Genomic DNA, 25,705 nt, shown 5'->3' with positions numbered 1-25,705 from the left:
ATAAAAATACGAATCTTAGGCTTAAGTGTGAATTTTACATGGTGCTGGCAGTGAATACTTAAGCGTAAAAAACGATGTAGTTCTTAGTTAGAACGGTTGGCTTCAATATATGCGGCCATAGTATCTATTGATTCAAAAATCTTGCGACCTTCTTTTGGGTCTGCCAATCTAATGCCATAATCCTTATCAAGCATTACAATAAGCTCTAATGCATCTATAGAGTCAAGCCCAAGTCCTTCGCCAAAAAGCGGGTCGTTATTTGCGATTTCGTCAACGGAAACATCTTCCAAATTTAATTGCTCGATGATTTTTTCCTTCAATTCTTGTTTAAGTTCGCTCATTTTGTTCTGTATAATTTGGTTAGCCCCTCTGTATTATGGGCTAACAAACCTTTTTTACCGATAACGTATAAAAACGCATCATATTTTTCTTTGTCATAGTCAACCCATCCGCAAAGCACTTCTTTGGCCTTACCCGTTTCTAGCAAATCATTTGTATAATTTGATAATAAATGGGGGTTGAATTCAGCAAATATAAAGAAACTATTTTCAGAATACAGTTTGTGGCGAATGCTAATTTCACCCATACATATATTAGGAAGGGTGTAAACAAAAACGGCTGGGCTTGCAAAACCGCCCTTTGGATTACTAATAGCTGCCTGATGTTTACGATCTGTATCTAAACTGGAAGCTCTGTTTGATAGAATAAGCGCTGTGTTTTCTTCATCATTGCCTCGCAAAAGAACCTCCGCACCCATAAAAGCAAGCTTGCTAAGATTATCCATTTTGAAAAACTTAGAATAGTCGGTTTCAAAATGTTTGTACGCTGCTTTAATGAAGGCGGGAAATTCTTCCGAAGCATCGGAAAAAAGCAATTCTCCATCTTTAGAAATCTTCCCGTCTCTAATACGGCAATATGATTTTATATGGTAGTCAGACCTGTTCATGAATTGACTTTTTGAAAAATTGCAGCCGTATTACAGCCTCCAAAACCGGAAGCGGTTTTTAGAAATATACTACTTTCTTTGCTGGTGGTTTCTTTTATTATATTCAAAGGCTGTGAGACCCCTAATTTGTCAAAGCCAAGAGAGGCGTATAAGGTATTGGAGTATAGTGAATGCATACCGATTATAGTTTCCAAGAGACCCGAGGCCCCAAGTGTATGACCAAAATAGCCTTTTAAACTATTTAGAGGAACATCCTGTAAATTGGCACGGTTAAAAGCTATGGCCTCCATTTCATCATTGAACAGCGTAGCAGTACCGTGTGCTGAAATATAATCGATGGCATCTGCATCAATTTTTGCTTGATTCATTGCCGAAACAATACTTCTATATAAGCCTTCGCCTGTTCTGGAAGGACCGGAAATATGGTTGGCATCATTGCAAGAAGCTTCGCCTATTAAACGAACTGATTCATCAACTAAGTTATTATCATCTTTGGTTACAAGTATACTGCAGCCTACTTCCCCAATATTAATTCCTGAACGGGTTTTGCAATACGGTTTGCAGGGTGCTTCGCTTAAAGCTTGAAAGGAGTTGAATCCGGATAAAATAAATTCGCTTACCAAATCTCCGGCAACCACAAATACATGGTCGTATCGTTTTTGACGAATCAATCTTTTAGCTACCGCTAAGGCTAAAACACCGGAAACACAGGCGTTGGATAGGACAAGAGCTTCGTTTTTAAAACCGAAGAAGTCTTCAATTTTCTGGCCTAATTCGGCTAAATAAGCTCTGCTTTCATCAAAAGGGTTCTTTGTTTCTAAGACGTCTATGTTGCCTTTTGTGGTAGATAAAATCAATCCCACTCTATCCGTAAGTTCTAAACCGGATTTCTTAATTGTATCCGATAAGGAAACCAACAGTATTTGTTCTAATCTTGTATAGGCTTCTTTTGGGTCCAATTTTTGGAATGCCTCGGATAGGCTGTCTTGCGTAATGAGCGAAGAGTAAAAGGGATTGGGTAGAATGCTGGAATCATCTACCAAAGAAAGCCCTGAAACTTCATCTTTAATGCTATCGATTGCGGAAGCACTATCAAATCCGTAAGCGGAAACTATGTTATTATGTGATAGGTAAACGTTATTCATCTAAAAGCCCTACTTTTTTCTTCCATTCTGCAAAAAACTCCGGTAGTACTAATGATAGTTCACCGCCTAGTTCCACAAAGACCTGAACGGTCTCTCCCGTACAAACAACAGCTCCTGCAGGGTTATAGATTTCATATTTGAAAATCATTTTTGCGGCTTGTGAATTTACATAGGTGGTTTTTATAGTGGCCACATCTCCATAGCTTAACGGCAGTTTATGCTCGCATCCCGATTTTACAATTGGCGTAGAGAAATTATGCTCTTTTTGGTCTAGATATGAAATGCCATGGTGGCGCCCAAAAGCTTCGCGACCATCTTCAAAATACTGAATATAATTGCCGTGCCAGACAATGCCCAATGGGTCCGTTTCTGCAAATCGTACACGGACTTCACTGGTGAAACTGATTTCTTTTTGGATTTTAGACGGCATTTTTTCTTTCGTTATAGATAATGGCTATAAGTGTGGTAATCACGAAAAACAGCAATAAAAGTGATATTTCGGGGATAATCTCAACAAAGGTTGCGTTACGCAAAAATACATCATAAAAAGCACTTAGCCCCCAATTCATAGGAGATAGGTTAGAGAGCATTTGCATAAGCTTGGGCATGGCAAAAACGGGTACCCAAACACCGCCAATTGCCGCTAAAATAACCACAAATGTAGCGCCAAAAGGTGCTGATTGCTCTTGGGTTTTGGCAACGGTTCCTAATAACAACCCTAGACCCACAGCGGCCAGACCGGCAAAAAAGGCAACGATAAATAATAGGGGAAGTCTACCGGTAACATCTAGTTTAGGTAATCCTATTAAGGGGAAAAGAAAAATACCTACGGCCAGCATAAGTGTAAACTGTACTAAAGAAACACCTAGGAAGACAATTGTTTTTCCTCCTAACACGGTGGCATATGATACGGGGTTGGTTCTAAGTCTAACAAACGTACCTTGGTTTTTTTCTTTCACCATATTAATAGCCAGTGGAAGAATAATGAAAAAGATAGCAAAGAGCGTCCATGCTGGAATGTTATGTTGGGTTGAGTTTGGGATTAAGGCTTCCTTATTTCTACTTGGTATTATTTCGGTAAAAGTGATAAACTTCTCAGTTTCAAAAATAGCCTCCGAAGGGTCATCCGTCAATTGTTCTTGAAAGGCTTTGTAGATGGTTTCCGTCTCTATTTTTGAAATCATCTTATCAATATTACTTCTTACCGAACTTTTAAAAGACTGTTGGGTTGCGGGATCAAAATAAAGCTTCACTTCTTTGGGCATCATCTGTGACTTAACCTCTGGAATACTTTCCTCATTATCACTGAATTTTGATAGAATTCCATCTACATTTTCATTGATTTTAATAGCAAGGTCAGATGATAGGTTTTTTGGTATAACTATAGCCAATTGGTAATCGCCTTTTAAAACCCGTTGTTTTGCTTCTTCATCGGTAAATGCCCTATCCACCTGAAATAATTTTGAGTCGGCTAAGTTTTGTAAAATATCTTCGGAGACCTTCCCTTTATCCATATCTACCAAAAGAATAGGTAATTTGGTCTCTTTTATGGTTTTAAAAGAGTTGTCTTGAATGGTGGTTATGACTATCACCAATAATAACGGCATGAGAAACAATACGGCTAGACCACCAATATCTCTTGTAACGAGTAGAAACTCTTTGTATGTGGAGGCCCAGAGTTTATGCATGATCGCGTAGTGCTTTACCGGTTTTGGCTAAAAAAACTTCTTCTAAATGTTGGGCATTCGGTTCCTGGTCTATAAGTTCCTTTGGTTTTCCTAAACAAATTAAAGTGCCCTGGTCTATAATGCCTACACGCGTACAAAAATGTTCAGCTTCGTTCAAATGGTGAGAAGTATAAATAATGGTTGTTCCTGCGGCGTTCAATTCCTTTAAATGAGCCATGATCACATTTTTTGATTGTACATCAACGCCCACAGTAGGCTCGTCTAAGAAAAGCACTTTGGGTTTGTGTAGAATGCTAGAAATCAGGTTAATACGCCTTTTCATCCCTCCTGAGAAAGCTTTTATTTTTCTATGGGCGAATTTTGATAGCCCCATTTTTTCAAGATGTGTATTGATATCATCTTTTAATGACTGCCCTTTTAGACCATACATACTTCCAAAATACATGAGATTTTCAAATGCGGTCAACGAAGGGTAGAGGGCATATTCCTGGGGCACAATGCCAATAAGTTGTTTTAATTGATTTTTGTGGTCCTTGTAATTCAGCTCACCAATGGTAAAGTTGCCAGAAGTTGGTTTTAACAATGAACTGAGCATAGAAATCAATGTGGTTTTTCCCGCCCCATTAGGACCTAACAGCCCAAAAATTTCGCCTTGTGCTATGGTTAAGTTCAAATTACGGACGGAAAAATCGTCGGCACCTTTGTACTTTTTTGAAAGCTCATTGATCTGAATCATGATGTCAAAACTAATCGAAATTTCTAAGATAAAGTATGATTTTTCTTATTTAGGACGGTGAAGACGACGTTGGGGTTAAATTGCCTTTCTTAGTTTCTTAAAAAATGCAGCTTCACTATTGGCAATAGCTTCTAGCTCATCTGCAACTTTATTATAGGCATCCTCTTTTGGACTGCGATTTTTATAGATACGAGAGGCGTTTACGGCAAAATCTCGCCAGTCATCACCAATTTTGGTCATTTCTTTTGAAAGTTCTTTGAGCTTTTCATTATCTAGTATTTGACTTGCCTCTTGTAAAAAAGCGGCATAAATATAACGAAAACCACCACCACCGGTACCTATTTCCTCTTGCATACGTACAATCTGACCTAAATAATGGTTGGCCACTTTGGCTCCCTTTTTCTTAGGCCATTTGCGAATGAGTTTTGAGATAGTCTTTATGCCTTTATAACCGACTATAGGAACAGGAGCCGACATCTCACGGCAGGTTTGTTTTATACCTTTTATAATGGCACTCTTTAGTTCTAATTCCTTTGGAAATGAAGTGGGGTAATAAATATGCCCTTTAGGAGCAAAAGCTCCTTTGGCAAAACGAACCTTCTGCAATTGTTTTTCGGTTAAGGTGGTGACTTGCTCCATAACGGGGTCACTGATCAAATAGGTGTCATTCTCTTTACCGTAAACTACTAAATTATGTGCATTAAAATGAAAACGATACTCATCTGGAAAATACAAGAGATTGTAAACACCAACTTGAAGTCCGACCGGATTGTTTTTTTCTAAATTTTCATCAAGACGTTGCTGCGCTGACTTTGGATTGCTGAATTTCTCTCGTTTTATTTTGATTCCCACTCTTTTGGCAAACCGATTAAAAATCAGTCCGGGCATAGCTCTATAAGTGACTACCGGTGCATGGTTTACCTTTAAAAAGGGAATATAACAGAACAATAAACCGGACCCGATGCCAAAAACCATTGGTTCACTAACTTCAAAACCATTGTGGCGCATTAAGTTACTAACTACACCATTTTCGCAGTGTGCAGATTGTTTGTGGGTAAATTCTATTTGCATGGGGCAGTTTAAGGAATGTTTTTCAGCTCTTCAATACTGATATCAAAGACATCGGCATATTTTTGAAGGGTGGTTTGATTTAGTTTTTGAAATACTTTGGGCTTAAAATGTCGTTTTACGCGCCACTGCCAAAGTCCAACATAGCTAGATAGAATTGGCAAGTCCATTTTATGTAACTCCATATAATATTCAATGGGGCTGGTTTGGTTGTTTTTGACACGTTCTTTAGCCGCGGCAACGCGTTCTTCTATATCCTTTATGGCATTGCTCAAGGCGATGGTTTTGGGGTCCCAGCCAGAGCTTAGTTCTGTAGTGTACTCACCATTTTCATCAACAGCATAGGTAAGTTCTTTGGTTTGGGCAGAATCTAACAGGCCCTTGTCTTGTGGTACTTCTTCTTTTTTCACTGGTCTTAATTTTGGGGGATTAATAAAATGTCCCTCTTAAACCTCATGGATCAAAAAGTTCAAAGTACAAGCTACGATTAATTCTCCGTTTCTGAAAGTTTCAGAAGCAATGGTGCAGCTGCTAAAAGCATCGTTGTCATATCTAGAAACAAGTTCACCTTTGGTAGTTATGGTTTCGCTAACCTTTGGTAAAGCCGTAATCTGAACTTTTTTAACAGCACTTATATAGCCAATAACCTTGCTTTTGCTTCCATCTTTATCGTCATCGTCAAAAAAACTTTGACCCACAATAGCAGCGCAGGTTTGGGCAGCATTTTCTATAAGCCCTGTTTCGGATAGAAACCCGTTTTTTACAAAAATACAGGATTCTTCTACCTTAAAATGGGTTTCAACAGAAGTTTCATCAAGATAAGGGGTAACGCTGGCCATGAGCATAGGCTCACGGTGCGGTAGAAAATTCTTGATGTCTATGTTGGTCCTTGCTTCCAAAATTAGTTTGCCAGTGCAGTTTTCATTTCACTTGAAGCTAGTACAATTCCTTCGCAAGTTACGGTTGCCGATACCATGGTTATACCCATAATATCATGCAGGATTTCTACCGTAGTTTCCAGTTCTTGACCTACGAACGGAAGAGCACTTACGGTTGCTTTTTTTATGGCGCCAATATACCCTGTAGGTGCTGGCTTTTGAGCCAAGTAGTATTTGTATCCCGTATGTAGCGCCACCGTTTGTGCCATATTCTCTATTAGCCCAGGTGCCATAAAACGGTTTTCGAAAACGAACAGGTTGTCCTTAGGAACTATAAATCCCGAAACAATTTTAGTGTCCGAATATTCAAGTAATTTACCCACCATTATAAAAGGGGGTTTCTGCGGAATTAGATTTTGCAGAAACTCAGGGTCGGTTATGGTTTCCTTCAGTGCATTCATACTAGCAAACGGTTAAATAAGCATACGTATATGAAAAGCGAGCGCTTTCTGGTACGTGGAGCAAGATTCTGTCGCCTTTTTTCAATTTTCCAGAAGCCACTAGTTCCTCTAACATAAGATAGATGGATGCAGCGCCAACATTGCCTACATGTTCAAGGTTTAAAAACCATTTCTCCCATGGCATTTCTACACCTTGATCCTTCATTTCATCATATAAGCCTTGTTTAAAGAAATATGAAGAAATATGTGGTAAATAATAATCTACATCGTCCGGACCAATACCGTGCTTTTCATATACCGTTTTTAGGCAGTCTACTCCTTTTTTAAGAATGTTTTCTCCTAAAAGCTTCACATCTTGTTTAATGGCAAAAACAGATTTTTTGGACCAATCTTCTGGCGCAAATTCGCTCCATGGTTTTAGTTCACCGTTCTCCAGTTTTTCACCACCGGCATACATACAGGTATCCATTTCGAACGCATATGAAAACCCTTCCATCCACTCGATTTTTAATGGCGTATCTCCCTTCGGTTCGTTTTCTACCAATATGGCTCCTGATCCATCAGAAAGCATCCATCGTAAAAAATCTTTATCAAAGGCGATCATAGGATTTTCTTCCAAGTCCTTTAGATGCTCAATTTCTTCTTGGTAGAAATCTGCTTTGGTCCAAGTAGAAACTTTTTCCGAACCTGTACAAACAGCATTTTTTACCTGACCTACTTTAATGGCCATGTAGCCATATTTTAAAGCGTTCATGCCAGAGCAGCAAACTCCTGAAGCGGAATTGATTTCCATATTCCCATTTTTCAAAACACCGTGCACCATAGCCGCATGAGACGGTAATAATTGGTCTGGCGTGGAGGTGCCACAAGAAAGGAGTTCAATACTTTCTTTGCTAAAATTTGAATCGCAAAGGTCTTCTATTGCTGCCGCGGTAAGTTGGGCATTGTTATGGGTGACATTACCATTTTCATCAATGGCATAGTACCTTTTCTTAATTTTATTATTACGAAGAATAATGCTTTTTGCCCTTGATTTTTGTCCGTCTATAAAGCCTAATTTTTCTTCAATTTGGTCATTTTCGACAGGGGAATTGGGCAAAAACTTGGATATTTTGGTAATGTAAGCGTTTTTCATGTGTCAGTCTTACTCCTTATAGTCTACAGAGGCGTAATATTTATTTTCCCGCTGTATTTTTCTATACATAGGGATATAAGTGAGTAAAAATACAATAAAAACTAGAGGTGCGATTAACCAAATGGCAAATATCAGGTAATAGTTGAATAAACGTAGCCATTTTTTTCGGGCAAGGTCTCCTTGGTCTCCTTTTTTCTTAATAAGATTGGCCCATTTTGAAAACAGTAGATTGCCTCGTTTGTCCATCTGAACCAGTAGATTACTGATTTTTGATGCATCAAGAAGGTTTAGCTTTTCTTGTAGGGAAGAAAAGTCAGAAGCCATGAGCGCTTCTCTTATGGGATGACCAAATTTATTTGCAGATGCAATAGAATTGTCCGAAACTCCCGGTTTAGGGAAAATCCCCCACATACGGTCCTTTTTTCCCTTTAACATCCAATGAACAATGGTGATGACACTGATATGATTGATGTGGTTGTCTACCAATGCAATGTTTCCTACTAGCCTTGCGTTTAGACCAATCAGCATTTTTTTGACTTTTTCTTGTGACATGGCCCACATATTTCGCACTCCAATTACTGTTACAACGGGAGTGTTTTGTAATAAAGTTTGTGCGGCTTCCGATTTTAAAAATGAATTTAAGGGAATAGAAGGGGAGAGGTACCAAACCTGATGGCCTAAGATTACAAGGTCATATTTTTTAGATAAAACAGAAGCTTCGGGTGAGTTGATTTCTGTTGGAATTTGAAGAAAGGATTCTGGGAAAACATCAAAGAACCGTTCCTTTTTCCATGGAAATTCATAAGGTTTTTCAGGAATGATTTCGTGGTAGGTGATGGTAACGGATTCTTGCTCTAATGGCGATAGCACAGAATCTATAATTGTCCGTAATTGCCCCGTTTGGGAGTAATAAACAACAAGTACTTCTTTCATTTGCATTCGGTTATGGTGCGGCCTTTGAAAATAATAATAAGCAGGCCGTTATGGAATAGGTCAAATATCCTATTTATTTACCTTATCTCCCCAAAAATCAAAATAATTAAACCATTGTAGCGGATATTTTTCAATTATCCACTCTAGATTTTCAGTGTATTTTTCTAATAGACCTTGGGCATCACCACGCTTAACCTCCGCAGTTCTTGCATATAGGTGATAATGTTTTTTGGACTCCTTCATAACATAAACGAACAAAACTGGGACTTTTAAGCGTGAGGCCAATAGGTGTGGGCCCATTGGGAATTTAGCTGTTTCTCCAAGAAACTGTTGTTCTAAGAATTTAGTACCTTCAATATAGCGGTCGCCTGTAAAACAGACTAGTTCACCATTCGTCAAGGCGGTATGAATTTCAAAGATATGAGACATATCTTCTTTAATAAGAATAAGCTTTATGTTGCTCTTGGTGGTAACGCTCTCCATATAGGCTTTGATTTCTTCGTGCTCACGGTCCCAAGTGACGAGATTAATGGAGGAAAAAGCGTTTACATCCTGTAAAAAGTGTTGGGCTACTTCAAAATTACCAATATGAGCACTTAAAAGGATGCCTCCCTTTTTCTGGGCAAGAAGATTTTCAATTTTATCTATCCCATCAAAATCATATGTGAATCTATCTCTTAGGCCTGCGGATATGGCCGCCTTGTCAATAATGGTCTGACCAAAAACATAATAGTTCCTGTACACATTAAATAGGCTTTTTAAGGTAGAATATCCTAGTCTTTTATGGAAATAATAAAAAATGGATTTTGTACTGGCAACCGAAAAAATGCAATAGTAAAGAACCACAAAATGGAGGAGCAGATACGAAGCGCCTAGCCCCAATTTTTTGATAAAGAAAATATAGATTCTATATCCTAAAACGGAGCCTTTGGATTTTCCTTCCCATTCTGTTGCCATTTTTGGGTTTTCTGAGGGGGATATCAGTGAAGCTTACGCTCAATAAGGTCGTAAAAGTTTTGCAAGGTGGTAACATTTACAAAGTCTTCACCTACCAATTTTACGCCAAAATTACTTTCTACAGCTACCACAAGATCTACAAAGTCTAAGCTATCTAGACCTAGTGTGTCCTTAAGGTTAGCATCAGCAGCGATTTCTTCTTCTTCGACTTCAAACTCATCGATTAGAAAATCATCTATTTTTTGAATAATATCTTCTTTGGTCATCACCATTTTTCGCTAGCATTTTTTTAATATCAAAGCGGAGTTGGTACCACCAAACCCGAATGAATTGGACAAAAATACGTCAATTTTTTTATTTAACGTTTCTTTAACTATGTTTAATTTGGCAGCATCTTCATCAATATTTTCTAAATTGATGTTAGGTGCTACAAAGGAATGTTCCATCATTAACATACTATATATAATTTCACTGGCTCCTGCCATCCAACATTCATGGCCAGTCATAGATTTAGTGGAACTTACCGGAGGATTGCTTTCGCCAAAGACCTCGTAAATTGCTTTTGCTTCATTGGCGTCACCTACTGGGGTGGACGTGGCATGTGCGTTTACATAGTCTATGGCCGAGGCTTCAATATTTGCGTCTTTAAGCGCATTACGCATGGCGCGTGAAGGGCCATCAACATTTGGAGTGGAAATATGTCCCCCATTAGATGAAAAGCCATATCCTATTATTTCCCCTAAAATTGGAGCACCTCTTTTAACTGCGGACTCGTAGCTTTCTAGTATTAAAGTGGCACCACCACCACTAGGTACCAATCCGTTTCTGGCTTGGTCAAAAGGTCTTGATGCTTTTGCTGGGTCGCCCTCAACAGTGGCGAACACTCCAAGGCCATCAAAACTGCCCATGGCCAATTTGTTTATTTCCTGAGCTCCACCGGTTATAATACAATCTTGTAGTCCACTTTTAATAAGGTGATACCCCATTCCAATGGAATGAGATCCACTTGCACAGGCCGCACTAATGGTGAAATTAACACCTCTGAGCCTGAAAATTGTAGAAAGATTCATGGTAATTGTAGAGTTCATCGCCTTAAAAATAGCACCTGAACCTACCAAAGTAGTATCTTTCTTTTCTCTTAAAATATCTGTAGATTCTACTACTGATCTGGCCGTACTGTCGTTTCCATAAATAACACCAACTTCGTTTTCATCAAAGAAACTATCTTCGATTTTGGCATTTTTTAGCGCCTCTATAGTGGCCATGTAGGCATATTGGCCTTCTTCGCCAAGACTTAGGCGTTGTCTTCGGGATAAGAGTTTTTTTAGGTTGGGTTCCTCCACCATTCCGGTAAGTCCTGAGCGATATCCAAAGTCAAGTCGTTCTTGGTCAATGACAATACCGGATTTACCTTCATACAGGGACGCCTTTACCTCGTCTAGGTTTTTGCCTATACAAGAATATATACCCATACCTGTGATTACTACTCTTCTCATTGCCCCTTCTGTAGTTTTTAAGAATAAATACCACCGTTGATATTGATGACCTCACCTGTAATATAGCTTGATTTTTTTGAAGCTAAAAATGATACTACGTGTGCCACTTCTTCTGCTTTGCCAAACCTATTAGCGGGAATCATTCGTTTTAATTCCTTTTCGTCAAGGTCGTTGGTCATATCGGTTTTGATGAAACCGGGTGCAACGGCATTTACTGTAACGTTTCTTTTGGCAATTTCTTGTGCAAGTGCTTTTGTTGCCCCAATAACGGCTCCTTTAGCTGCGGAATAGTTGGTTTGGCCAGGTGTGCCCTTAAGGCCTGAAACCGAAACCATGTTTATAATACGGCCATATTTATTGACCAAGAGTTTTTGAATAAGTGTGTTGGTGACATTATAGAAACCATTAAGGCTTGTGTCTATAACTTTAGACCAATCTTCATATTTCATCCACATGAACATGCCGTCTTGAGTTATACCGGCATTATTAACGATTACTTCAATTACATCGTTTTCATGAGACTCGTGCCATTTCTCAAATGTGGATCTAACTGCCTCGGCATCAGTAACGCTAAAGGGCATGAGTTCGCCTTTTCCACCAGCTTCCTCTACAAGTTTTAGGGTTTCTTCGGCCGCAGCTTTATTGCTATTATAATTGATAAGAATTTGATAATCTAGGTCTTTCGCCAATTGTACACAGACCGCACGGCCTATTCCCCTGGAACCTCCTGTTACCAATGCGTATTTTTGTTTTTCCGCTTTCTTTTCTTCCATTTAAGAATTGTAAGTTTTTCCATACTCCTAAGTTAGGAGTGAATAGTTCTGGTTGCTAAGTTTTTAACTAAAGCTAGCAAAATTTTGTAGTTAAAAAAAGCGTATGGTTCTATTTAACGGACACAAAAGGCTCCGCATTTTGAAACCACTTATCGCCCAGCAACTCGCTTTTTTCATTAAAGAATCCCCAGCCTTTTTTAGATTTTACCCTAGCTAGCCCGTTTACAAAACCTTTTTCTTCAGCTCCTTTAAAGAAGGCAAAATTACCTGAAATACCATATTCCATTGGAATAATAACTTTTCCTGAAGTATCAATAAATCCCCAGTCTTTATCTTTTACGGGTGCAAATCCGCTTGCGGAAAATACTTCTGCGTCGCGAAATTGTGGTTCTATGATCATTTCTCCTTTTTCATTGATATAGCCCCACTTTTTACCAATTGCAACAGGAGCCAATCCATTAGAAAAAGCCCTGGCCTTGTCAAATGTAGGTTCAAGGACCCATTCTCCTTTACTGTTTACAAAACCTGCTTTTTTCTCGCGTGCGGCATAGGTGAGATTAGAATCACCATGGAAGTTGTACACTTTGGTTGCGTTGTCAATAGGGTTGAAGCTTCCGTTATGTATAATGCCGAATGTTCCCTCTTTTTTTCCGTAGACACCAGAGTTATGATAGGTATTTCCTATTTCTTCATATTCCACAGGAATAACAATTTTACCGGTGTTATCTATCATGCCCCATAATTCACCCTTATTTACTTTGGCATGACCGTTTCTAAATTTTTTTATACCGTCATAAGTAGGTTCTAAAATAAGTTTGCCGTTGGTGCCCAATAGGCCTATTTTATCTCCTGAACGGTACAGTGCTACGCCGTCTTCAAAGTCGTAGTACTTTTCGCTGCTTGGAGTTTCTAGTTTTTTTCCTGTGGTATCTATATACCTCCACTGGTCATCTTTTAAAGCCAAAGCAAAACCGGAGTTGAACATTTTTGCCCGGTCATATTCAGGTTGAATTGCCCATTCTCCTTTTGTATTGATGTATCCCCAGTGATCATTATCTAAAGCAGCTGCCAATCCGTCTGAAAAACTATCGGCTTTTTCGAACTGAGGCTCTATTGCATAAGCTCCCGTTTTATCAATGAAACCAAATTTTCCATCCTCTCTTACCAGTGCCAATTCTTGCGAGAAAAGGGTGAAAGAGTTTACGACCAATACCAATAAAAATGCTAGTGCTTTCATTTTACTTCTTTATTTTGATGGTTAATAATATAGTTCTTTACTTCATTTACATAAGGATACATAATGGTGTCTTCCTTAAACGGGGGAACTATTTTACGAACCGCGTCGTACATTTTTCTCGTCTTTGACGAAACCTTGTCTTTCAGGTCAAGATATTCTATGGCTTGCACCACGGTAATCATTTCAATGGCAACCACTTCAAAGCCGTTTTCTATCACCTTTTTGGTTATGTTAGCGGCATTAGTACCCATGCTTACAATGTCTTGGTTATCATTGTTGTTAGGTATACTATGAACATACATGGGGTTTGATAGCATTTGGTTTTCTGCCGTAGTGGAAGTTGCTGTAAACTGTACGCCTTGCATTCCGAAATTTAGACCTAAAGTGCCTAAATTTACAAAAGGTGGCAAGATATCGTTGAGCTTGGAGTTTAAAAGATAGTTAAGTTGCCGTTCAGCCAACATGGTCATTTTGGTAACCACTATTTTAAGCTTGTCCATTTCTAAAGAGATGTAATCTCCGTGGAAATTACCACCATGGTATACATGCTCTTTTTCTACATTTACGATAGGATTGTCATTGGCAGAATTGACTTCTTCGATAAGAATACGCTCCACATTGTTCAGCGTGTCTAAAACGGGTCCCAGAATTTGAGGAACGCAACGTATAGAATAATACTCTTGAACTTTTTCTTCAAAAACAGAAACACCGTTGTTATCTACATATAGGTGATGTTCCCTTTTACGAGTAAGTGTGCTGTCCTTTAAATGGCTTCGCATGGCACGTGCAATTTCGCGTTGGCCTTTGTGTTTTTTGGTATGGTTGAGCTCTTCGGATAAATGATCGTCATAAGCATGCATAATTTCATTTATAGCGGAAGAACAACAAATAGTCCATTCTAGTAATCTACGGGTATAAATAGCATTTACGATTCCTATACCGGTCATTACGGAGGTTCCGTTTATTAAACCAAGACCTTCACGTAATTCCACTTTTATAGGAGTGATATTTAATTCTTTGAAAACATCTTGGGTAGGTCTTCTTTCGTCTTTGTAGAAAACTTCGCCTTCACCAATAAGAACAAGTGCCAAATGTGCCAATTGAACCAAATCTCCACTAGCACCTACACCGCCATGTTCGTAGATAAGTGGGGTAACATCTTTATTGATGAGGTCGGTCATCGTTTCCAAAACAGAAGGATGAACACCAGAATTACCCAAGCTTAACGTATTCAATCTTGCTAGCATAGCTGCCTTAACGTATTGCGGAGGTATAGGGTTGCCCGTACCCGAGGCATGACTGCGTATCAGGTTGTATTGCAATTGAATAGTCTCAGAATCTTTTATTTTGTATTGGGCCATGGGGCCAAAGCCTGTATTGACTCCGTAAATAACTTTATTTTTTGAAAATTCCTTGAGAAAATCAAAACTGTTTTGAACGGTCTTGAAGACTTTGTCATCAATTGATAACGGTTCGTCTTTAAAGATAATACTGTAGAACTCTTCAATTCCTAACGTTCCTTTTATTTTTGGCATCTATGGTTGATTCTATGAGGTATTTGTAATATTTTAGTGACGTCGGTAAATAAGACTTGATAACCTAAAATTAGCGATTTTGGATTGCAAATTTATAATAATTAGTGAATCAATGTCTTAATTTAGCCCACAAAGCACTTCTTTATAAGAGGTACCTTACATTTATTAGTGTCACAACTTCTTGAATGTTAACATTAAAGTGAACTAAATGCAGCAAGAAAATATTGATGTTTTGGTGATTGGGGCAGGGCCGTCTGGTTCTGTAGCTTCCGCATACCTCCATAAACAAGGCTTAAAAGTAAAGGTTGTGGAGAAGAGCAAGTTTCCCAGATTTGTTATCGGCGAGAGCTTGATACCGCGCTGTATGGATCATTTTGATGCCGTAGGATTATTGGATTGCCTGAAAGCAATGAATTTTGAAGTTAAGGATGGAGCCCGTTTTATGAACGATAAGGGTGTAGTGTGTAACTTTGATTTCAGCAAGAAACATGGAGAAGGTTGGGATTGGACGTGGCAAGTGCCTCGTGCCGATTTCGATAAGGCATTGACAGATGAGCTTGAATCACGGGGAGTAGATATTGCTTTTGAACAAGAGGTTACTGCTGTTCAATTTTCCGAGGATGGTTCTTCCATAACTACAATTAGAGATATCCAGGGAAACGAATCTACCGTTGCTGCAAAATTTATTGTAGATTCTAGTGGTTTTGGTAGGGTTTTACCTCGTTTATTAGATTTAGAAAAGCCTTCTGAAATTCCGGAACATTCGTCTATTTTTACCCATGTAAAAGAAACCAAACGGCCAGAAGGTCGGGAAGGAACCATTATTACTTTTGATGTTATAGATACCGATACCTGGTTGTGGGTCATTCCGTTTTCCAATGGAGATACGAGTATAGGTTTTGTTGGAAAAACGGACTATATGGATTCTTTTGAAGGCACGAGCGCCGAGAAACTTCAACAAATGATGAAGTTGTCCAGCTATTATTTTGATAGGTTTGATGGCGTAGACTATAAGTACGAGCCCCGAATGATAAAGAACATTGCCAAATCTGTAAAACAATTGTACGGTAAAGGTTTTGCTTTAACCGGAAATAGTGCGGAGTTCTTAGATCCCGTATTTTCTTCTGGTGTTACTTTTGCCGTAGAGTCGGCACATTTGGCGGCCCAACTGATTACTAAAGAATTGAAAGGCGAAGAGGTAGATTGGCAAACACAGTACACAGATTATATGTTAGAAGGTGTTGACGTATTTTCTACGTATGTAAAGGAATGGTATACGGGTAATCTGCAGACTATATTCTTTCATAGTACAGAAAACAAGGTAATAAAAGAACAGATTTGTGCAGTCTTGGCAGGGTATGTTTGGGATAAAACCAACCCGTTCGTGAAGAACCATAACCGACTAGTAAAAACAGTAGCCCATATTGCCGATATGGAAATGGCGGCTCATGGTAAGTCCTAAGTGGAGTAAGTTATAAGGTATGATTTAGTTGTTTAGAACAGCGTTTGCTTGGGCTATACTTAAATCTATTTCTTCATCTAATTGAGCAACATTTTCTTCCTCTTCAAGTAGCCATTCTTGTTTTTTGGGAGTTAGTGCTTTGCCTTTTAGCATTTCGTCCGCATCAAAACGCTTACCAAAATTTTCCATCCATGTCCTCATGGATTGGTTGGCATTTTTAAGGTCCGCGATGGCATCTTCGTACTTTTTCTTCTTGTAGGAAGCGTTCGCTTTAGTCTGAAGCTGATTTATTAGTTTGGAAATAGTGGGCATTTTGTCCATCACCACATCATGAGATTCCATGACTTTTTCCATTTTGGTGGGTTCTGTTGCGGTATCTTGCGCATTAGTGGTTCCTAAAACCAAAACTGTGGCCAGTATTAAAAATAAATTCTTCATAGCAATAAGACGTTTAAGCTAAAATGCTTTGTAAAAATACATCTTAGTCTCAGTAGATGCTTTTATTTATCTGCTAACGCTGTGTTTTTTCGGTATATTACTTCAAATCGGTTACTCCTGTAATAAATCTTCGGCGGTTTTGATGCTTTCGTTTATTTGCTCGCGTAATTTTTCAACTTTTTCTTCCTCTTCATTGAGCCAAACCTGCTTTTCTTCTGAAAGTTCTGCGCCGTTAAGAATCTCATCTGAAGTAAAGCGACTACCAAAATTTTGCATCCAATCCATCATAGATTTATGGGCTGCCTGTAAATCTTTTCGAGCCTCTTTGTATTGTAAGCCAACCTCTGTACTATCATTTTCTTTGGCGCTAAGATCGCCTACCAATTTGCCCATTTTGCTCATTTCTGGCATTACCTCGTCATGAACGGCCATAACGGTTTTCATTTGAGTGTTATCTGCTTTGTTATTGCATGAGAAAGTTAGGGTAGCAATGGCAAATGTAATTAGTACAACTATATTTTTCATGTTATGTTTTTTGCAAATATAATACTCCTGTGACGGTTAGAATAATTCCATGAAACCTAATTATTGGCGTAGTTTAAAAACGAATATTTTATGCTATTGATATATGAGGTTTATTTTAAAGGGGTATTCTAAAGCATAAAAAGTCCATTTTACTGAAAAAAGGCGCATCTTTACTTGATAATCGAGATTAGATATGCCCAGGTTCCCTCCAAGTTTAGAGGTTGTTCCTTTTAGAAGCTTTTAGGTTGGCCATGAGGTTGTTCGCTATTCGGTTTAAAATCACGACAAATTAAGCGGCACATTGGACGATTATAAGAAAAAGTGGCTATATCTGATACTCTTATCTCTAGTTTGGGGCTCTTCTTTTATTTTGATAAAGAAGGCTTTAATTGGTCTTACTCCAATGCAATTAGGCGGCTTACGAATTGTGTTTGCATCATTGGTTCTTTTTTTATTCGGTTTTAAGACCCTTCGGTCTTTAAGTCTTAAAGACTGGAAATGGGTTACATTGGCGGGCATGTTAAGTTCTTTTTTTCCACCATTTTTATTTGCATTGGCGCAAACCCAAATAGATAGCGGGGTGACTTCAATTTTTAATTCGGTAGTGCCCTTGTTGACCACTATTGTAGGTGTACTTCTATTTGGTGCTATCATTACTAAAAGACAGATTCTAGGGGTGTTTATTGGTTTGGCCGGGACCATTGCGTTGATTGTAGCAGGAATGGACTTTAATCCCGATCAGAATTACTGGTATGCCATTTTTATATTGATTTCGGCGTTAGGGTATGCCTTGAACATTAATATTATAAAAAAGCACTTGGCGCATTTAAGGCCGTTGGCGGTAACAACCGCTAGTTTTGCAGTTGCTTTTTTCCCGGCGTTGATTCTTGTTGTGTATTCCGGTTTTTTTAACAAAGTACAGGGTAACCTAATGATGCAGATGTCTTTATGGTACCTTTTGGCATTGGCTGTTATCGGTACCGCGATAGCTAATATCTTTTTTAATAAATTGATTCATTTGTCCAGCCCTGTGTTTGCCGCTTCGGTAACCTATCTTATTCCTTTAGTGGCTATTGTTTGGGCGGTTTTGGATGGCGAATCACTAAATGGTTACCAACTTATTGGTGGTTTGGTAATTCTATTTGGAGTGTGGTTGGTGAATAAAAGAAAAAAAGTACAGTCAAATGATACAGAGGCCTGAACATTGCTTTTCTAACCATTTGACTGTACTTAATAATATCCTACTCAAAATCGGTATCTGAAACCCCTTCGTTCACTTTAATTTCGGAAACTATAAATTCAAAGCGTTGAGGTCCTACGGTCTGTGCCAATATAAATGGGAATTGTATGCCGGAAACTTCTTGGTAGTCCATGTAGGTAATGGTACTTGTCATTACCTGTCCCGCCATTTCTGCAGTAGTTACCTCTTGAAGTTTCAGTCCGCTTTCCATATCGTAGAAAATTGATTTTTCATCGGAAATTTGAAGTTTATAAGCTTTTTTTCCTTCAATGGTTTCTATACCCTCTAAAGAAACATTGGCATCTAGATAGTTCAATTCAGGGAAAGGGGCAGATTCGTCCTTAACCTTTGCTATTTCGTCAGGGCCCATGTCTTTTCTTTGTCCTTGCATGACCATATATCCTTTATCTCCATTAAACACTTGTTTGCTCATAGAACTTCCAGCTACGGTTACGTCTTGCATGAATTGGTTTTTATTCGTTTTTTTGACTTCCAAGTTCAATTTCATGCCTTGCATTTCCGCTTCGGCCAAAAGAATGTAGGATGAAACGCCTGCCAGCTTTTCTTTTCCTCCAATGGCATCAATATAGGCGTTCAAGACTGTTTTTGCCGTAACATCGGTAGGTACGCTGGCATTGTAGTCGGGCTTTTCGGTAGCATTGATATTTTTATCAAAATATTGAACGGGTATTTTTCTGCCTTTATAGGTTACATTTTCAAGATTATCGACCACTTCACTGCCTTTGCCGGCTACTACTATGCGAATGTTCTTCGGCTTTATATATTTCTGAGCAGCCCGTTGTACGTCTTCTATAGTAATGGCATTTATTTTTTCAAGATAGGTCTTGTAGAAATCTTTTGGTAAATCTTCAGTTTCAATATCCAAAGCATAATCGGCAATAGTAGAAGGGTCTTCCAATGCCATAACAAACCGACCGGTGTATTTGGCTTTTGTGTTCTCAAGCTCTTCTTTTGTTACGGGTTCCGTGCGAATACGCTCAAGCTCTTTCAGGATTTCTACAACAGAACTATCGGTAACCGCATTTCTAACGCTTGCTGTAGCTCTAAAACGGGCCGGTACATATTTATCATTGCCAAGACGGGAATAGGAGCCGTAAGTATATGCTTTGTCTTCCCGAAGGTTCAAGAATAAACGGCCTTCACCGCCACCCCCTAAAATTTCGTTTGCCATAAGTGCAGGGAGGTAATCCGGGTCTTTTTTCTGTAAATCTACCAGATTCTCTACCGTAATTTCGGATTGAACTGCGTTGGGCACATCTATAAAGTTTATTTGGGTATAAAGTGCATCAGACGGTTTCGTGAAACCAAAAGAAGGGGGTGTCGCTTTTGTCCATGGTGTAAATTGTTCTTCAACCAATGTCTGGACATCATCAAACTTAATATCGCCTACAATTACCAAATAGGCATTTGCGGGAACAAAATAATCTTCATAAAACTGAATGACATCGGTAAGGGATACCTTGTTTAGGCTCTCTTCGGTCATGAACTCGCCATACGGGTGTTTTTTAGTATATGCCAATGCCAGACCCGCTCTACTTGCGATAGCCGCTACACTTTTTTCTTCGGATTTGAGGCCGGTAATTATTTTCTGTTTCTCCTTGTCAAATTCATCCTGTGTAAAGTTGGGGTTAATAGCTGCATCTGCCATTAACTCAAGAAGCCTAGGGAAGTATTTTGATAGTGAAGAAGCATATGCACTGGTAGAACCAAAGTTGATGCGCGCACCAAGAAAATCGACCTCCTCATTAAAATCATCCTTTTTTATATTTTTTGAACCTTTGCCCAGTAAACTGCCCGTTAGTGCCGAAACACCAGCTTTGTTGCCTTCTAAAACAGGAGGGTTGTCAATACTCAATTGAATGGATACTCTTGGGAGTTTGTGGTTTTCCACGACAAGTACCTTAAGTCCGTTTCTAAGTTCAAAAGTTTGTGGGTCTTTTAGGTTGATTTCCGGAGCTGGACCTGGTTCAGGCATTTGACTACGGTCTATCTGAGCTTCTGCAACCAAGGCAAAAGCAAGAAAGAATAGGGTTGCGAATATATTTTTCATGAATAGTGTATTTTTTTTAGAAGTAAAATGCTGTTAACTAGTTGGCTTGTGGCTCTTCTGGAAGGTAATCTATAATTACTCGCTGGTCCGGCCTTAGGTATTTGTTGGCCACTTCCATTATTTCTTCACGGGTAATAGATCTAAAGATGTCAATTTCTTTATTAATTAATTCGGTGTCACCATACAGTAAGTAGTTACGAGCCAAAGAATTTGCAATACCCTCTACACTAGAATTAGAATTTACAAATTGGTTCTCAAACTTGTTCAATAGCTTTTGGTGGTCTTTCTCAGAAATTAAGCTATCTCTAACTTTGGCAATCTCTTCTTCCATTTCGGTTATTAGAACATCTAAGCTGGTTTCTCCCACGGGAAGGGCATACACCAAGTACATGCCGTAATCTTCTTGACCAATATTAAATGCCCCCACTTGCAGGGCCTGTTTTTGGTCATCTACCATTTTTTTGTAGAGTTTGGAACTGCGTCCATCGCTCAGATAGGTAGAGATCATATCCAAAACATAGGCATCTCTTTCTCTGAAACCTGGCGTTCTATATGAAATTACAGACGCGGGAATTTGAATGTTGGCATCATAAGTCTTGGTTCTGACTTCTTTCAAAATGGGGTCTTCTTTGGGGTAGTTGCGCGAAACTTCTTCTCCTTTGGGGATATCTCCAAAATAGTCTTCAACCATTTTTTTAGTATCCGTTAAATCAATATCACCTGCAACTACGAGCACAGCGTTATTGGGGGAGTAATATTTTTTATTATATGCGATAACATCTTCTAGGGTAGCAGCATCTAAATCTGCCATGTAACCAATGTTAGGGTCTTTGTAGGGGTGTTTTTTGAACAGGTTTTCGCCCACAACCGTAATGAGCTGGCCGTAGGGCCTATTGTCATAACGAAGGCGTTTTTCTTCTTTTACCACTTCCTGCTGCGTATCTATGCCTTTTTGGTCAATAACCGGATGAAGCATCCGTTCGGATTCAAGCCAAAGGCCTAATTCTAAGTTGTTGGAAGGGAATACTTCGTAATAGTAGGTGCGGTCTTGAGAGGTGTTCGCATTATTTTTACCACCGTTTGAAGAAACGATTTCAAACCATTTACCACGTTCAATATTTTTTGTTCCCTCAAAGAGCAAATGTTCAAAAAAGTGGGCAAAACCGGTACGGCCCTCGGTACGGTCCTTACCACCAACGTGGTACATAACCGAGGTTGTGACAATAGGCGCCGTAGGATCTTGATGAAGAATAACATGTAGCCCATTATTAAGATCATACTCTTCATAAGTCACTTCTTGTGCTTGAAGGCAAAGCCCAGCTAGCAGGAGAAAACCTCCAGATAGTAATTTGTTTTTCATGATATAGCGTTTAGATGCTTAGTTAGTAGCAGAGCATTTAAGATTGTTACACGAATATATCTTTTTTGTAAGAAAAGTTAACTCTATTGCTTCTAATTAACATGCTTTTATAGCATCGTTTTAAAATAATTTGTAAATTAAAGAATTGAATTTCAAAAACTTATAAAATGAAACAATTCGCACAGCCCATTAGATTTGGAATCGCTACTAGCGGTTGCTTGATCGCTTATTTTTTGATACTCTCTTTATTCAATTTACACACTAATATTTTCTTTAGTTTCTTTAATGCCGTGATAACCGGTTTCGGAATCTATGAGGCTATCAAGTATTTTAAACTGAAAAACCCGGATAGTTTTAATTATGGAATTGGCTTTACGGCGGGTTTGGTTACGGGCTTTGTTGCCACATTGGTGTTTACTATCTTCTTTGCGTTTTATAGCACGGAACTTAATGGAGTTTTTTTACAGGAACTCTCTACGGCCTGGTTCAATGATTATAAAAGTTTTGAAGGTATTGTTTTCTTTACCGTTGCCATAATGGGCTTTGCCACATCATTGGTGTTGACTTTGTCCTTCATGCAACTGTTTAAAACAAGCCGAAATCTTAAGCGGAAATTGGTAAATAACCATTAAATAATAACAGAATTAGAAAGCGAATGGAGCTGCAAAGATAATTTGCGGCTTTATTTTTGTGCTTTGGCATCAAAAAATGAGGGTAAAATATATAAAAAACACTTGTGGGTTAACGATTTAGACGTATATTTGCTCCGCTTATTGAAAAAATAGGCGAAAACAATAAACTAATATATACACAATTATGTACGCAATCGTAGAGATGGCAGGGCAGCAATTCAAAGTTGCGAAAGACCAAAAAGTGTATGTTCACCGTTTACAGACTGAAGAAGGTAAAAAGGTAACTTTTGACAATGTACTTCTTTTAGCAGACGGATCGAATGTTACTGTTGGCGCCCCGGCTATAGACGGAGCCACTGTTGAGGCTAAAGTCGTTAAACACCTAAGAGGTGACAAAGTAATCGTCTTCAAGAAAAAGAGACGTAAAGGGTACCGCGTTAAAAACGGTCACCGTCAAGCTTTGACCGAAATCGTAATCGAGAGTATCGTTGCGAAAGGTGGTAAGAAAGCTGCTGCTCCTAAGAAAGAGGAGAAGCCTGCTAAAAAAGAAGCAGCACCAAAGGCCGCTCCTAAAAAAGCAGCAAAAGCAGATGATTTGAAAAAAGTTGAAGGTATCGGACCAAAAATTGCCGAGACTTTGATTGCTGCAGGTATTTCTACATTTGCTGAATTGGCAAAAGCAGATGCTGCTAAAATTTCTGAAATCATTGCAGATGTTCGTGGTAATCACGTAACTGACACATGGCCTGCACAAGCTAAATTAGCTGCTGAAGGTAAGTGGGATGAGTTAAAGAAATGGCAAGACGAATTAGATGGTGGTAAAGCGTAATCGCTAACGCCTTAAAGTATAATCAAATATTGTGCAACCTGAAGTTTACTAACGGAAGCACTTTTAAAAACCTAATATCATGGCACACAAAAAAGGTGTAGGTAGTTCTAAAAACGGTAGGGAATCGGAATCGAAACGTCTTGGCGTTAAGATTTTTGGTGGCCAAGCCGCTATTGCCGGAAATATCATCGTTAGACAACGTGGTACAAAACACAATCCAGGTGAGAATGTGTATGCCGGTAAAGATCATACATTGCATGCCCGTGTAGACGGACTAGTAAAGTTTGAAAAGAAAGCTGGTGGAAAATCTTATGTTTCCATAGAGCCGTTCGAGGCTTAAGAAGCTTTTCTTAATCGTATATAAACCCTTTCCAATTTTATTGGAGAGGGTTTTTTTGTGCTTTATTTATACGTTAAGTTAATGTTTAGGTAATATAATTACAAGGTTAGCATAGTAACTTGCAAAATTCTTTTGCTTGTTATGAGTCACAAAATCAGAACTATACTCTTTCTTTTAGGTTTTCTAATTATTCCTTTTTTGTCCCTGTGTCAATATTCAGGTCAAGTCATTATTAATGCTACCTATGCCGACTTAAATCAAAAGCTTAAAGCGGAGAAAGAAACGGGGAACACCAAAAATATAGCACTCGCACGCGCAGAATTGGGTTATTTCTGTCAAAAAACGGGGGTCTATACAGAGGCTTTAGATCAATTTAATAAGGCTATCATCTTATTGGAAAAGAAGGGTCCCGATACCTTATATGTAAATCTTATCAATCGCCTGGGAGCCATTCATATGGAGCTAAAGAACTATGAATCTGCAATAATCCATTTTGACAAGTGTATCCAAGAAGCAAAGAAAATAGAGGCCCATACTGCAGTTGCCTTAGCTAAAAGTAACTTGGGTGCCTGTTACGAAAAAGAAGGCGACTATGATAAAGCTCTAGATTATCAAAAAGAGAGTCTTAAGCTGTATTTGAAGTTAGACGATATAGATGGAGTTTCTCTAGTAAACGAAAACATTGGGAGTATTTATGAAGATTTGGAAGATTTTGGATTAGCACGCAGTTATTTTGAAACAGCTTTGAAGTACCATACTACACCGGATAAGGCACAAGCCAATATCTTGAATAACTTGGGCGATGTTTATAGGAAAACGGGGGAGTTTGAAAGGGGGCTGCATTTTACCCAACAGTCTTTGCATATAGCCCAGCAGATCAATGATGCGGAGGAGCTGGCGAGTGCTCATAAAGATTTGTCAAAAACATACCATTTCATAGGCAATGAAGACCGAGCTTACCAAGAATTATTGACCTTTTTAGAAATTGACGAGCTAAATAAAGCACGGTATAGGGCTAATCAGGCTAGTGCGTTACAGGTAATTTATGATACCAAAGAAAAGGAGGCGAAAATAAAGGAGCTCTTGCACGAAGGCGAAATAGATGATGCTCAAAAGTATGTGTTGGTATGTGCATTAGTTGCATTGGCTGTAATTGGTTTTGTCTGGTTTTTGTTTTTGCGAAGAAAACGCAAGGAAGGTCAAAAACTGGCCAGTTATGAAAAGCGTATTCTAGAGGTAGAGTTAGAAAATAAGAAGACCGAGGAAGCGAATTTACAGAAAGAAGTACATCTAAAAAACTCAGCATTATCGCGGTACAGCTTGCACTTGGCCCAAAAGAATAAAATGCTTTCGGACCTTTCTCAAACTTTGAGAAACAGCCTGGTGCGATCCAACGTAGATTTAAAAAGGAAATTGAATACGGTGATCAAGGAAATCGATTTTAATTTATCGCAAGAGCATGAATGGGATGAGTTTATGGCTTTTTTCAATGAGATTCATCCAGAGTATATTGAACTGCTCAATACTAAGGCGTTATGTTCGTTGTCACCTGCAGAATTGCGTTTAAGTGTTTTGCTACGATTGAATTTATCCTCTAAAGAAATTGCTGCAATTTTACGGCTTACACCAGATAGTGTTCGTGTGTCCAGATATCGTTTGCGTAAAAAACTGCCTATAGGAGCAAAAGAAGAATTGAGCACTTTTTTAACGGGTTTTTAGATAGGTGTTTCGGCTAGGTAAGTTCAAGGTAAACTTAATATTAATGTTGCCTTCTTGTTTCCCTCGTTTCTTTTAATGTTGCCTATTTGTTTCCTTTTATG

The 25,705-nt window shown here is 38.7% G+C and carries 28 protein-coding genes; 6 read left to right on the top strand and 22 right to left on the bottom strand.

All coding sequences use genetic code 11. From position 1 onward, the window contains the following. Window positions 1-83 precede the first annotated feature (83 nt). The 18 genes from P0077_RS06355 to flxA all read right to left on the bottom strand — a co-directional run bounded on the left by P0077_RS06355 (window position 84) and on the right by flxA (window position 14,988). Entirely contained in the window at window positions 84-341 is a 258-nt protein-coding gene (locus tag P0077_RS06355; protein ID WP_194525017.1) for a phosphopantetheine-binding protein, read from the bottom strand. Beyond that, window positions 338-946, bottom strand: a complete 609-nt coding sequence (locus P0077_RS06350; protein WP_276168292.1) for a 3-oxoacyl-ACP synthase — start codon at window positions 944-946, stop codon at window positions 338-340. Before P0077_RS06350 ends, P0077_RS06355 begins: the two co-directional genes overlap by 4 nt. Beyond that, window positions 943-2,091: a beta-ketoacyl-[acyl-carrier-protein] synthase family protein gene (locus P0077_RS06345; RefSeq protein WP_276168291.1), complete on the bottom strand. Its 1,149-nt coding sequence runs from the start codon at window positions 2,089-2,091 to the stop codon at window positions 943-945. The genes P0077_RS06350 and P0077_RS06345 overlap by 4 nt, the downstream gene beginning before the upstream one ends. Beyond that, window positions 2,084-2,521, bottom strand: a complete 438-nt coding sequence (locus P0077_RS06340) for an acyl-CoA thioesterase (RefSeq protein WP_276168290.1) — start codon at window positions 2,519-2,521, stop codon at window positions 2,084-2,086. The genes P0077_RS06345 and P0077_RS06340 overlap by 8 nt, the downstream gene beginning before the upstream one ends. Continuing rightward, on the bottom strand, window positions 2,511-3,779 hold the full coding sequence (locus P0077_RS06335; RefSeq protein ID WP_276168289.1) for an ABC transporter permease: 1,269 nt from the start codon (window positions 3,777-3,779) through the stop codon (window positions 2,511-2,513). Before P0077_RS06335 ends, P0077_RS06340 begins: the two co-directional genes overlap by 11 nt. Then, window positions 3,772-4,515 (bottom strand): ABC transporter ATP-binding protein, encoded by a 744-nt coding sequence (locus P0077_RS06330; protein WP_276168288.1) that lies wholly within the window; start codon window positions 4,513-4,515, stop codon window positions 3,772-3,774. The genes P0077_RS06335 and P0077_RS06330 overlap by 8 nt, the downstream gene beginning before the upstream one ends. A gap of 75 nt (window positions 4,516-4,590) precedes the next feature. Continuing rightward, window positions 4,591-5,586 carry a BtrH-related acyltransferase DarH gene (gene darH, locus P0077_RS06325; RefSeq protein WP_276168287.1) on the bottom strand — a complete coding sequence of 332 codons (996 nt, stop codon included), beginning with the start codon at window positions 5,584-5,586 and terminating at the stop codon, window positions 4,591-4,593. An 8-nt stretch (window positions 5,587-5,594) separates the two neighbouring features. Continuing rightward, window positions 5,595-5,993 carry a flexirubin biosynthesis protein DarG gene (DarG, locus tag P0077_RS06320; protein ID WP_276168286.1) on the bottom strand — a complete coding sequence of 133 codons (399 nt, stop codon included), beginning with the start codon at window positions 5,991-5,993 and terminating at the stop codon, window positions 5,595-5,597. A gap of 36 nt (window positions 5,994-6,029) precedes the next feature. After that, window positions 6,030-6,482, bottom strand: coding sequence for a hotdog family protein (locus tag P0077_RS06315; protein WP_276168285.1), 453 nt, complete (start codon window positions 6,480-6,482; stop codon window positions 6,030-6,032). A gap of 2 nt (window positions 6,483-6,484) precedes the next feature. Next, window positions 6,485-6,922 (bottom strand): hotdog family protein, encoded by a 438-nt coding sequence (locus tag P0077_RS06310; protein WP_276168284.1) that lies wholly within the window; start codon window positions 6,920-6,922, stop codon window positions 6,485-6,487. 1 nt (window position 6,923) lies between these two features. After that, entirely contained in the window at window positions 6,924-8,057 is a 1,134-nt protein-coding gene (gene darB, locus P0077_RS06305) for a dialkylresorcinol biosynthesis protein DarB (protein ID WP_276168283.1), read from the bottom strand. Between the two features lie 9 nt (window positions 8,058-8,066). Beyond that, a complete protein-coding gene (locus tag P0077_RS06300) occupies window positions 8,067-8,990 on the bottom strand; it encodes an NADPH-dependent FMN reductase family protein (RefSeq protein WP_276168282.1) in 924 nt (307 codons plus the stop codon). A 69-nt stretch (window positions 8,991-9,059) separates the two neighbouring features. Next, complete coding sequence (locus tag P0077_RS06295) at window positions 9,060-9,947, bottom strand: lysophospholipid acyltransferase family protein (RefSeq protein ID WP_276168281.1); 888 nt, start codon at window positions 9,945-9,947, stop codon at window positions 9,060-9,062. A gap of 23 nt (window positions 9,948-9,970) precedes the next feature. Continuing rightward, complete coding sequence (locus P0077_RS06290; protein WP_194525005.1) at window positions 9,971-10,213, bottom strand: acyl carrier protein; 243 nt, start codon at window positions 10,211-10,213, stop codon at window positions 9,971-9,973. A 12-nt stretch (window positions 10,214-10,225) separates the two neighbouring features. Continuing rightward, window positions 10,226-11,443, bottom strand: a complete 1,218-nt coding sequence (locus P0077_RS06285; RefSeq protein ID WP_276168280.1) for a beta-ketoacyl-[acyl-carrier-protein] synthase family protein — start codon at window positions 11,441-11,443, stop codon at window positions 10,226-10,228. 17 nt (window positions 11,444-11,460) lie between these two features. Continuing rightward, window positions 11,461-12,216 (bottom strand): flexirubin biosynthesis SDR family reductase FlxB, encoded by a 756-nt coding sequence (gene flxB / locus P0077_RS06280; RefSeq protein WP_276168279.1) that lies wholly within the window; start codon window positions 12,214-12,216, stop codon window positions 11,461-11,463. Between the two features lie 109 nt (window positions 12,217-12,325). Next, window positions 12,326-13,453 (bottom strand): WG repeat-containing protein, encoded by a 1,128-nt coding sequence (locus P0077_RS06275; RefSeq protein WP_276168278.1) that lies wholly within the window; start codon window positions 13,451-13,453, stop codon window positions 12,326-12,328. Continuing rightward, complete coding sequence (gene flxA / locus P0077_RS06270) at window positions 13,450-14,988, bottom strand: flexirubin biosynthesis tyrosine ammonia-lyase FlxA (RefSeq protein ID WP_276168277.1); 1,539 nt, start codon at window positions 14,986-14,988, stop codon at window positions 13,450-13,452. The genes P0077_RS06275 and flxA overlap by 4 nt, the downstream gene beginning before the upstream one ends. 208 nt (window positions 14,989-15,196) lie before the next feature. On the opposite strand from flxA, the gene P0077_RS06265 reads away from it, so the two are divergent. Beyond that, on the top strand, window positions 15,197-16,450 hold the full coding sequence (locus P0077_RS06265; protein ID WP_276168276.1) for an NAD(P)/FAD-dependent oxidoreductase: 1,254 nt from the start codon (window positions 15,197-15,199) through the stop codon (window positions 16,448-16,450). 24 nt (window positions 16,451-16,474) lie between these two features. Here P0077_RS06265 and P0077_RS06260 read toward each other — a convergent pair whose 3' ends face one another. After that, window positions 16,475-16,888 (bottom strand): hypothetical protein, encoded by a 414-nt coding sequence (locus P0077_RS06260; protein WP_276168275.1) that lies wholly within the window; start codon window positions 16,886-16,888, stop codon window positions 16,475-16,477. A 111-nt stretch (window positions 16,889-16,999) separates the two neighbouring features. Then, window positions 17,000-17,413: a hypothetical protein gene (locus P0077_RS06255; protein WP_276168274.1), complete on the bottom strand. Its 414-nt coding sequence runs from the start codon at window positions 17,411-17,413 to the stop codon at window positions 17,000-17,002. Window positions 17,414-17,714: 301 nt separating this feature from the next. Here P0077_RS06255 and P0077_RS06250 point away from each other — a divergent pair, with 301 nt between their 5' ends. Then, on the top strand, window positions 17,715-18,614 hold the full coding sequence (locus tag P0077_RS06250; RefSeq protein ID WP_276168273.1) for a DMT family transporter: 900 nt from the start codon (window positions 17,715-17,717) through the stop codon (window positions 18,612-18,614). 40 nt (window positions 18,615-18,654) lie between these two features. Here P0077_RS06250 and P0077_RS06245 read toward each other — a convergent pair whose 3' ends face one another. Both P0077_RS06245 and P0077_RS06240 read right to left on the bottom strand, forming a co-directional pair. Then, entirely contained in the window at window positions 18,655-20,724 is a 2,070-nt protein-coding gene (locus tag P0077_RS06245; protein ID WP_276168272.1) for a M16 family metallopeptidase, read from the bottom strand. A gap of 37 nt (window positions 20,725-20,761) precedes the next feature. Next, window positions 20,762-22,084: a M16 family metallopeptidase gene (locus P0077_RS06240; protein WP_276168271.1), complete on the bottom strand. Its 1,323-nt coding sequence runs from the start codon at window positions 22,082-22,084 to the stop codon at window positions 20,762-20,764. A gap of 167 nt (window positions 22,085-22,251) precedes the next feature. Between P0077_RS06240 and P0077_RS06235 the strand changes: the two genes are divergently transcribed. The 4 genes from P0077_RS06235 to P0077_RS06220 all read left to right on the top strand — a co-directional run bounded on the left by P0077_RS06235 (window position 22,252) and on the right by P0077_RS06220 (window position 25,604). Continuing rightward, entirely contained in the window at window positions 22,252-22,716 is a 465-nt protein-coding gene (locus P0077_RS06235) for a DUF4199 domain-containing protein (protein ID WP_276168270.1), read from the top strand. Window positions 22,717-22,900: 184 nt separating this feature from the next. Then, the gene (gene rplU / locus P0077_RS06230) at window positions 22,901-23,545 is read left to right on the top strand and encodes a 50S ribosomal protein L21 (protein WP_194524991.1); all 645 of its coding nucleotides are present in this window, start codon (window positions 22,901-22,903) and stop codon (window positions 23,543-23,545) included. Window positions 23,546-23,624: 79 nt separating this feature from the next. Beyond that, entirely contained in the window at window positions 23,625-23,885 is a 261-nt protein-coding gene (rpmA, locus tag P0077_RS06225) for a 50S ribosomal protein L27 (protein ID WP_099544685.1), read from the top strand. A gap of 141 nt (window positions 23,886-24,026) precedes the next feature. Beyond that, the gene (locus P0077_RS06220; RefSeq protein ID WP_276168269.1) at window positions 24,027-25,604 is read left to right on the top strand and encodes a tetratricopeptide repeat protein; all 1,578 of its coding nucleotides are present in this window, start codon (window positions 24,027-24,029) and stop codon (window positions 25,602-25,604) included. Window positions 25,605-25,705: the final 101 nt, after the last annotated feature.

Origin of the sequence: Zobellia alginiliquefaciens (genome assembly GCF_029323795.1) — a bacterium.
Classification (GTDB): Bacteria; Bacteroidota; Bacteroidia; order Flavobacteriales; family Flavobacteriaceae; genus Zobellia; species Zobellia alginiliquefaciens.
The sequence above is the reverse complement of the archived record's forward strand: the minus strand, read 5'-3'. Positions and strand labels throughout refer to the sequence as shown.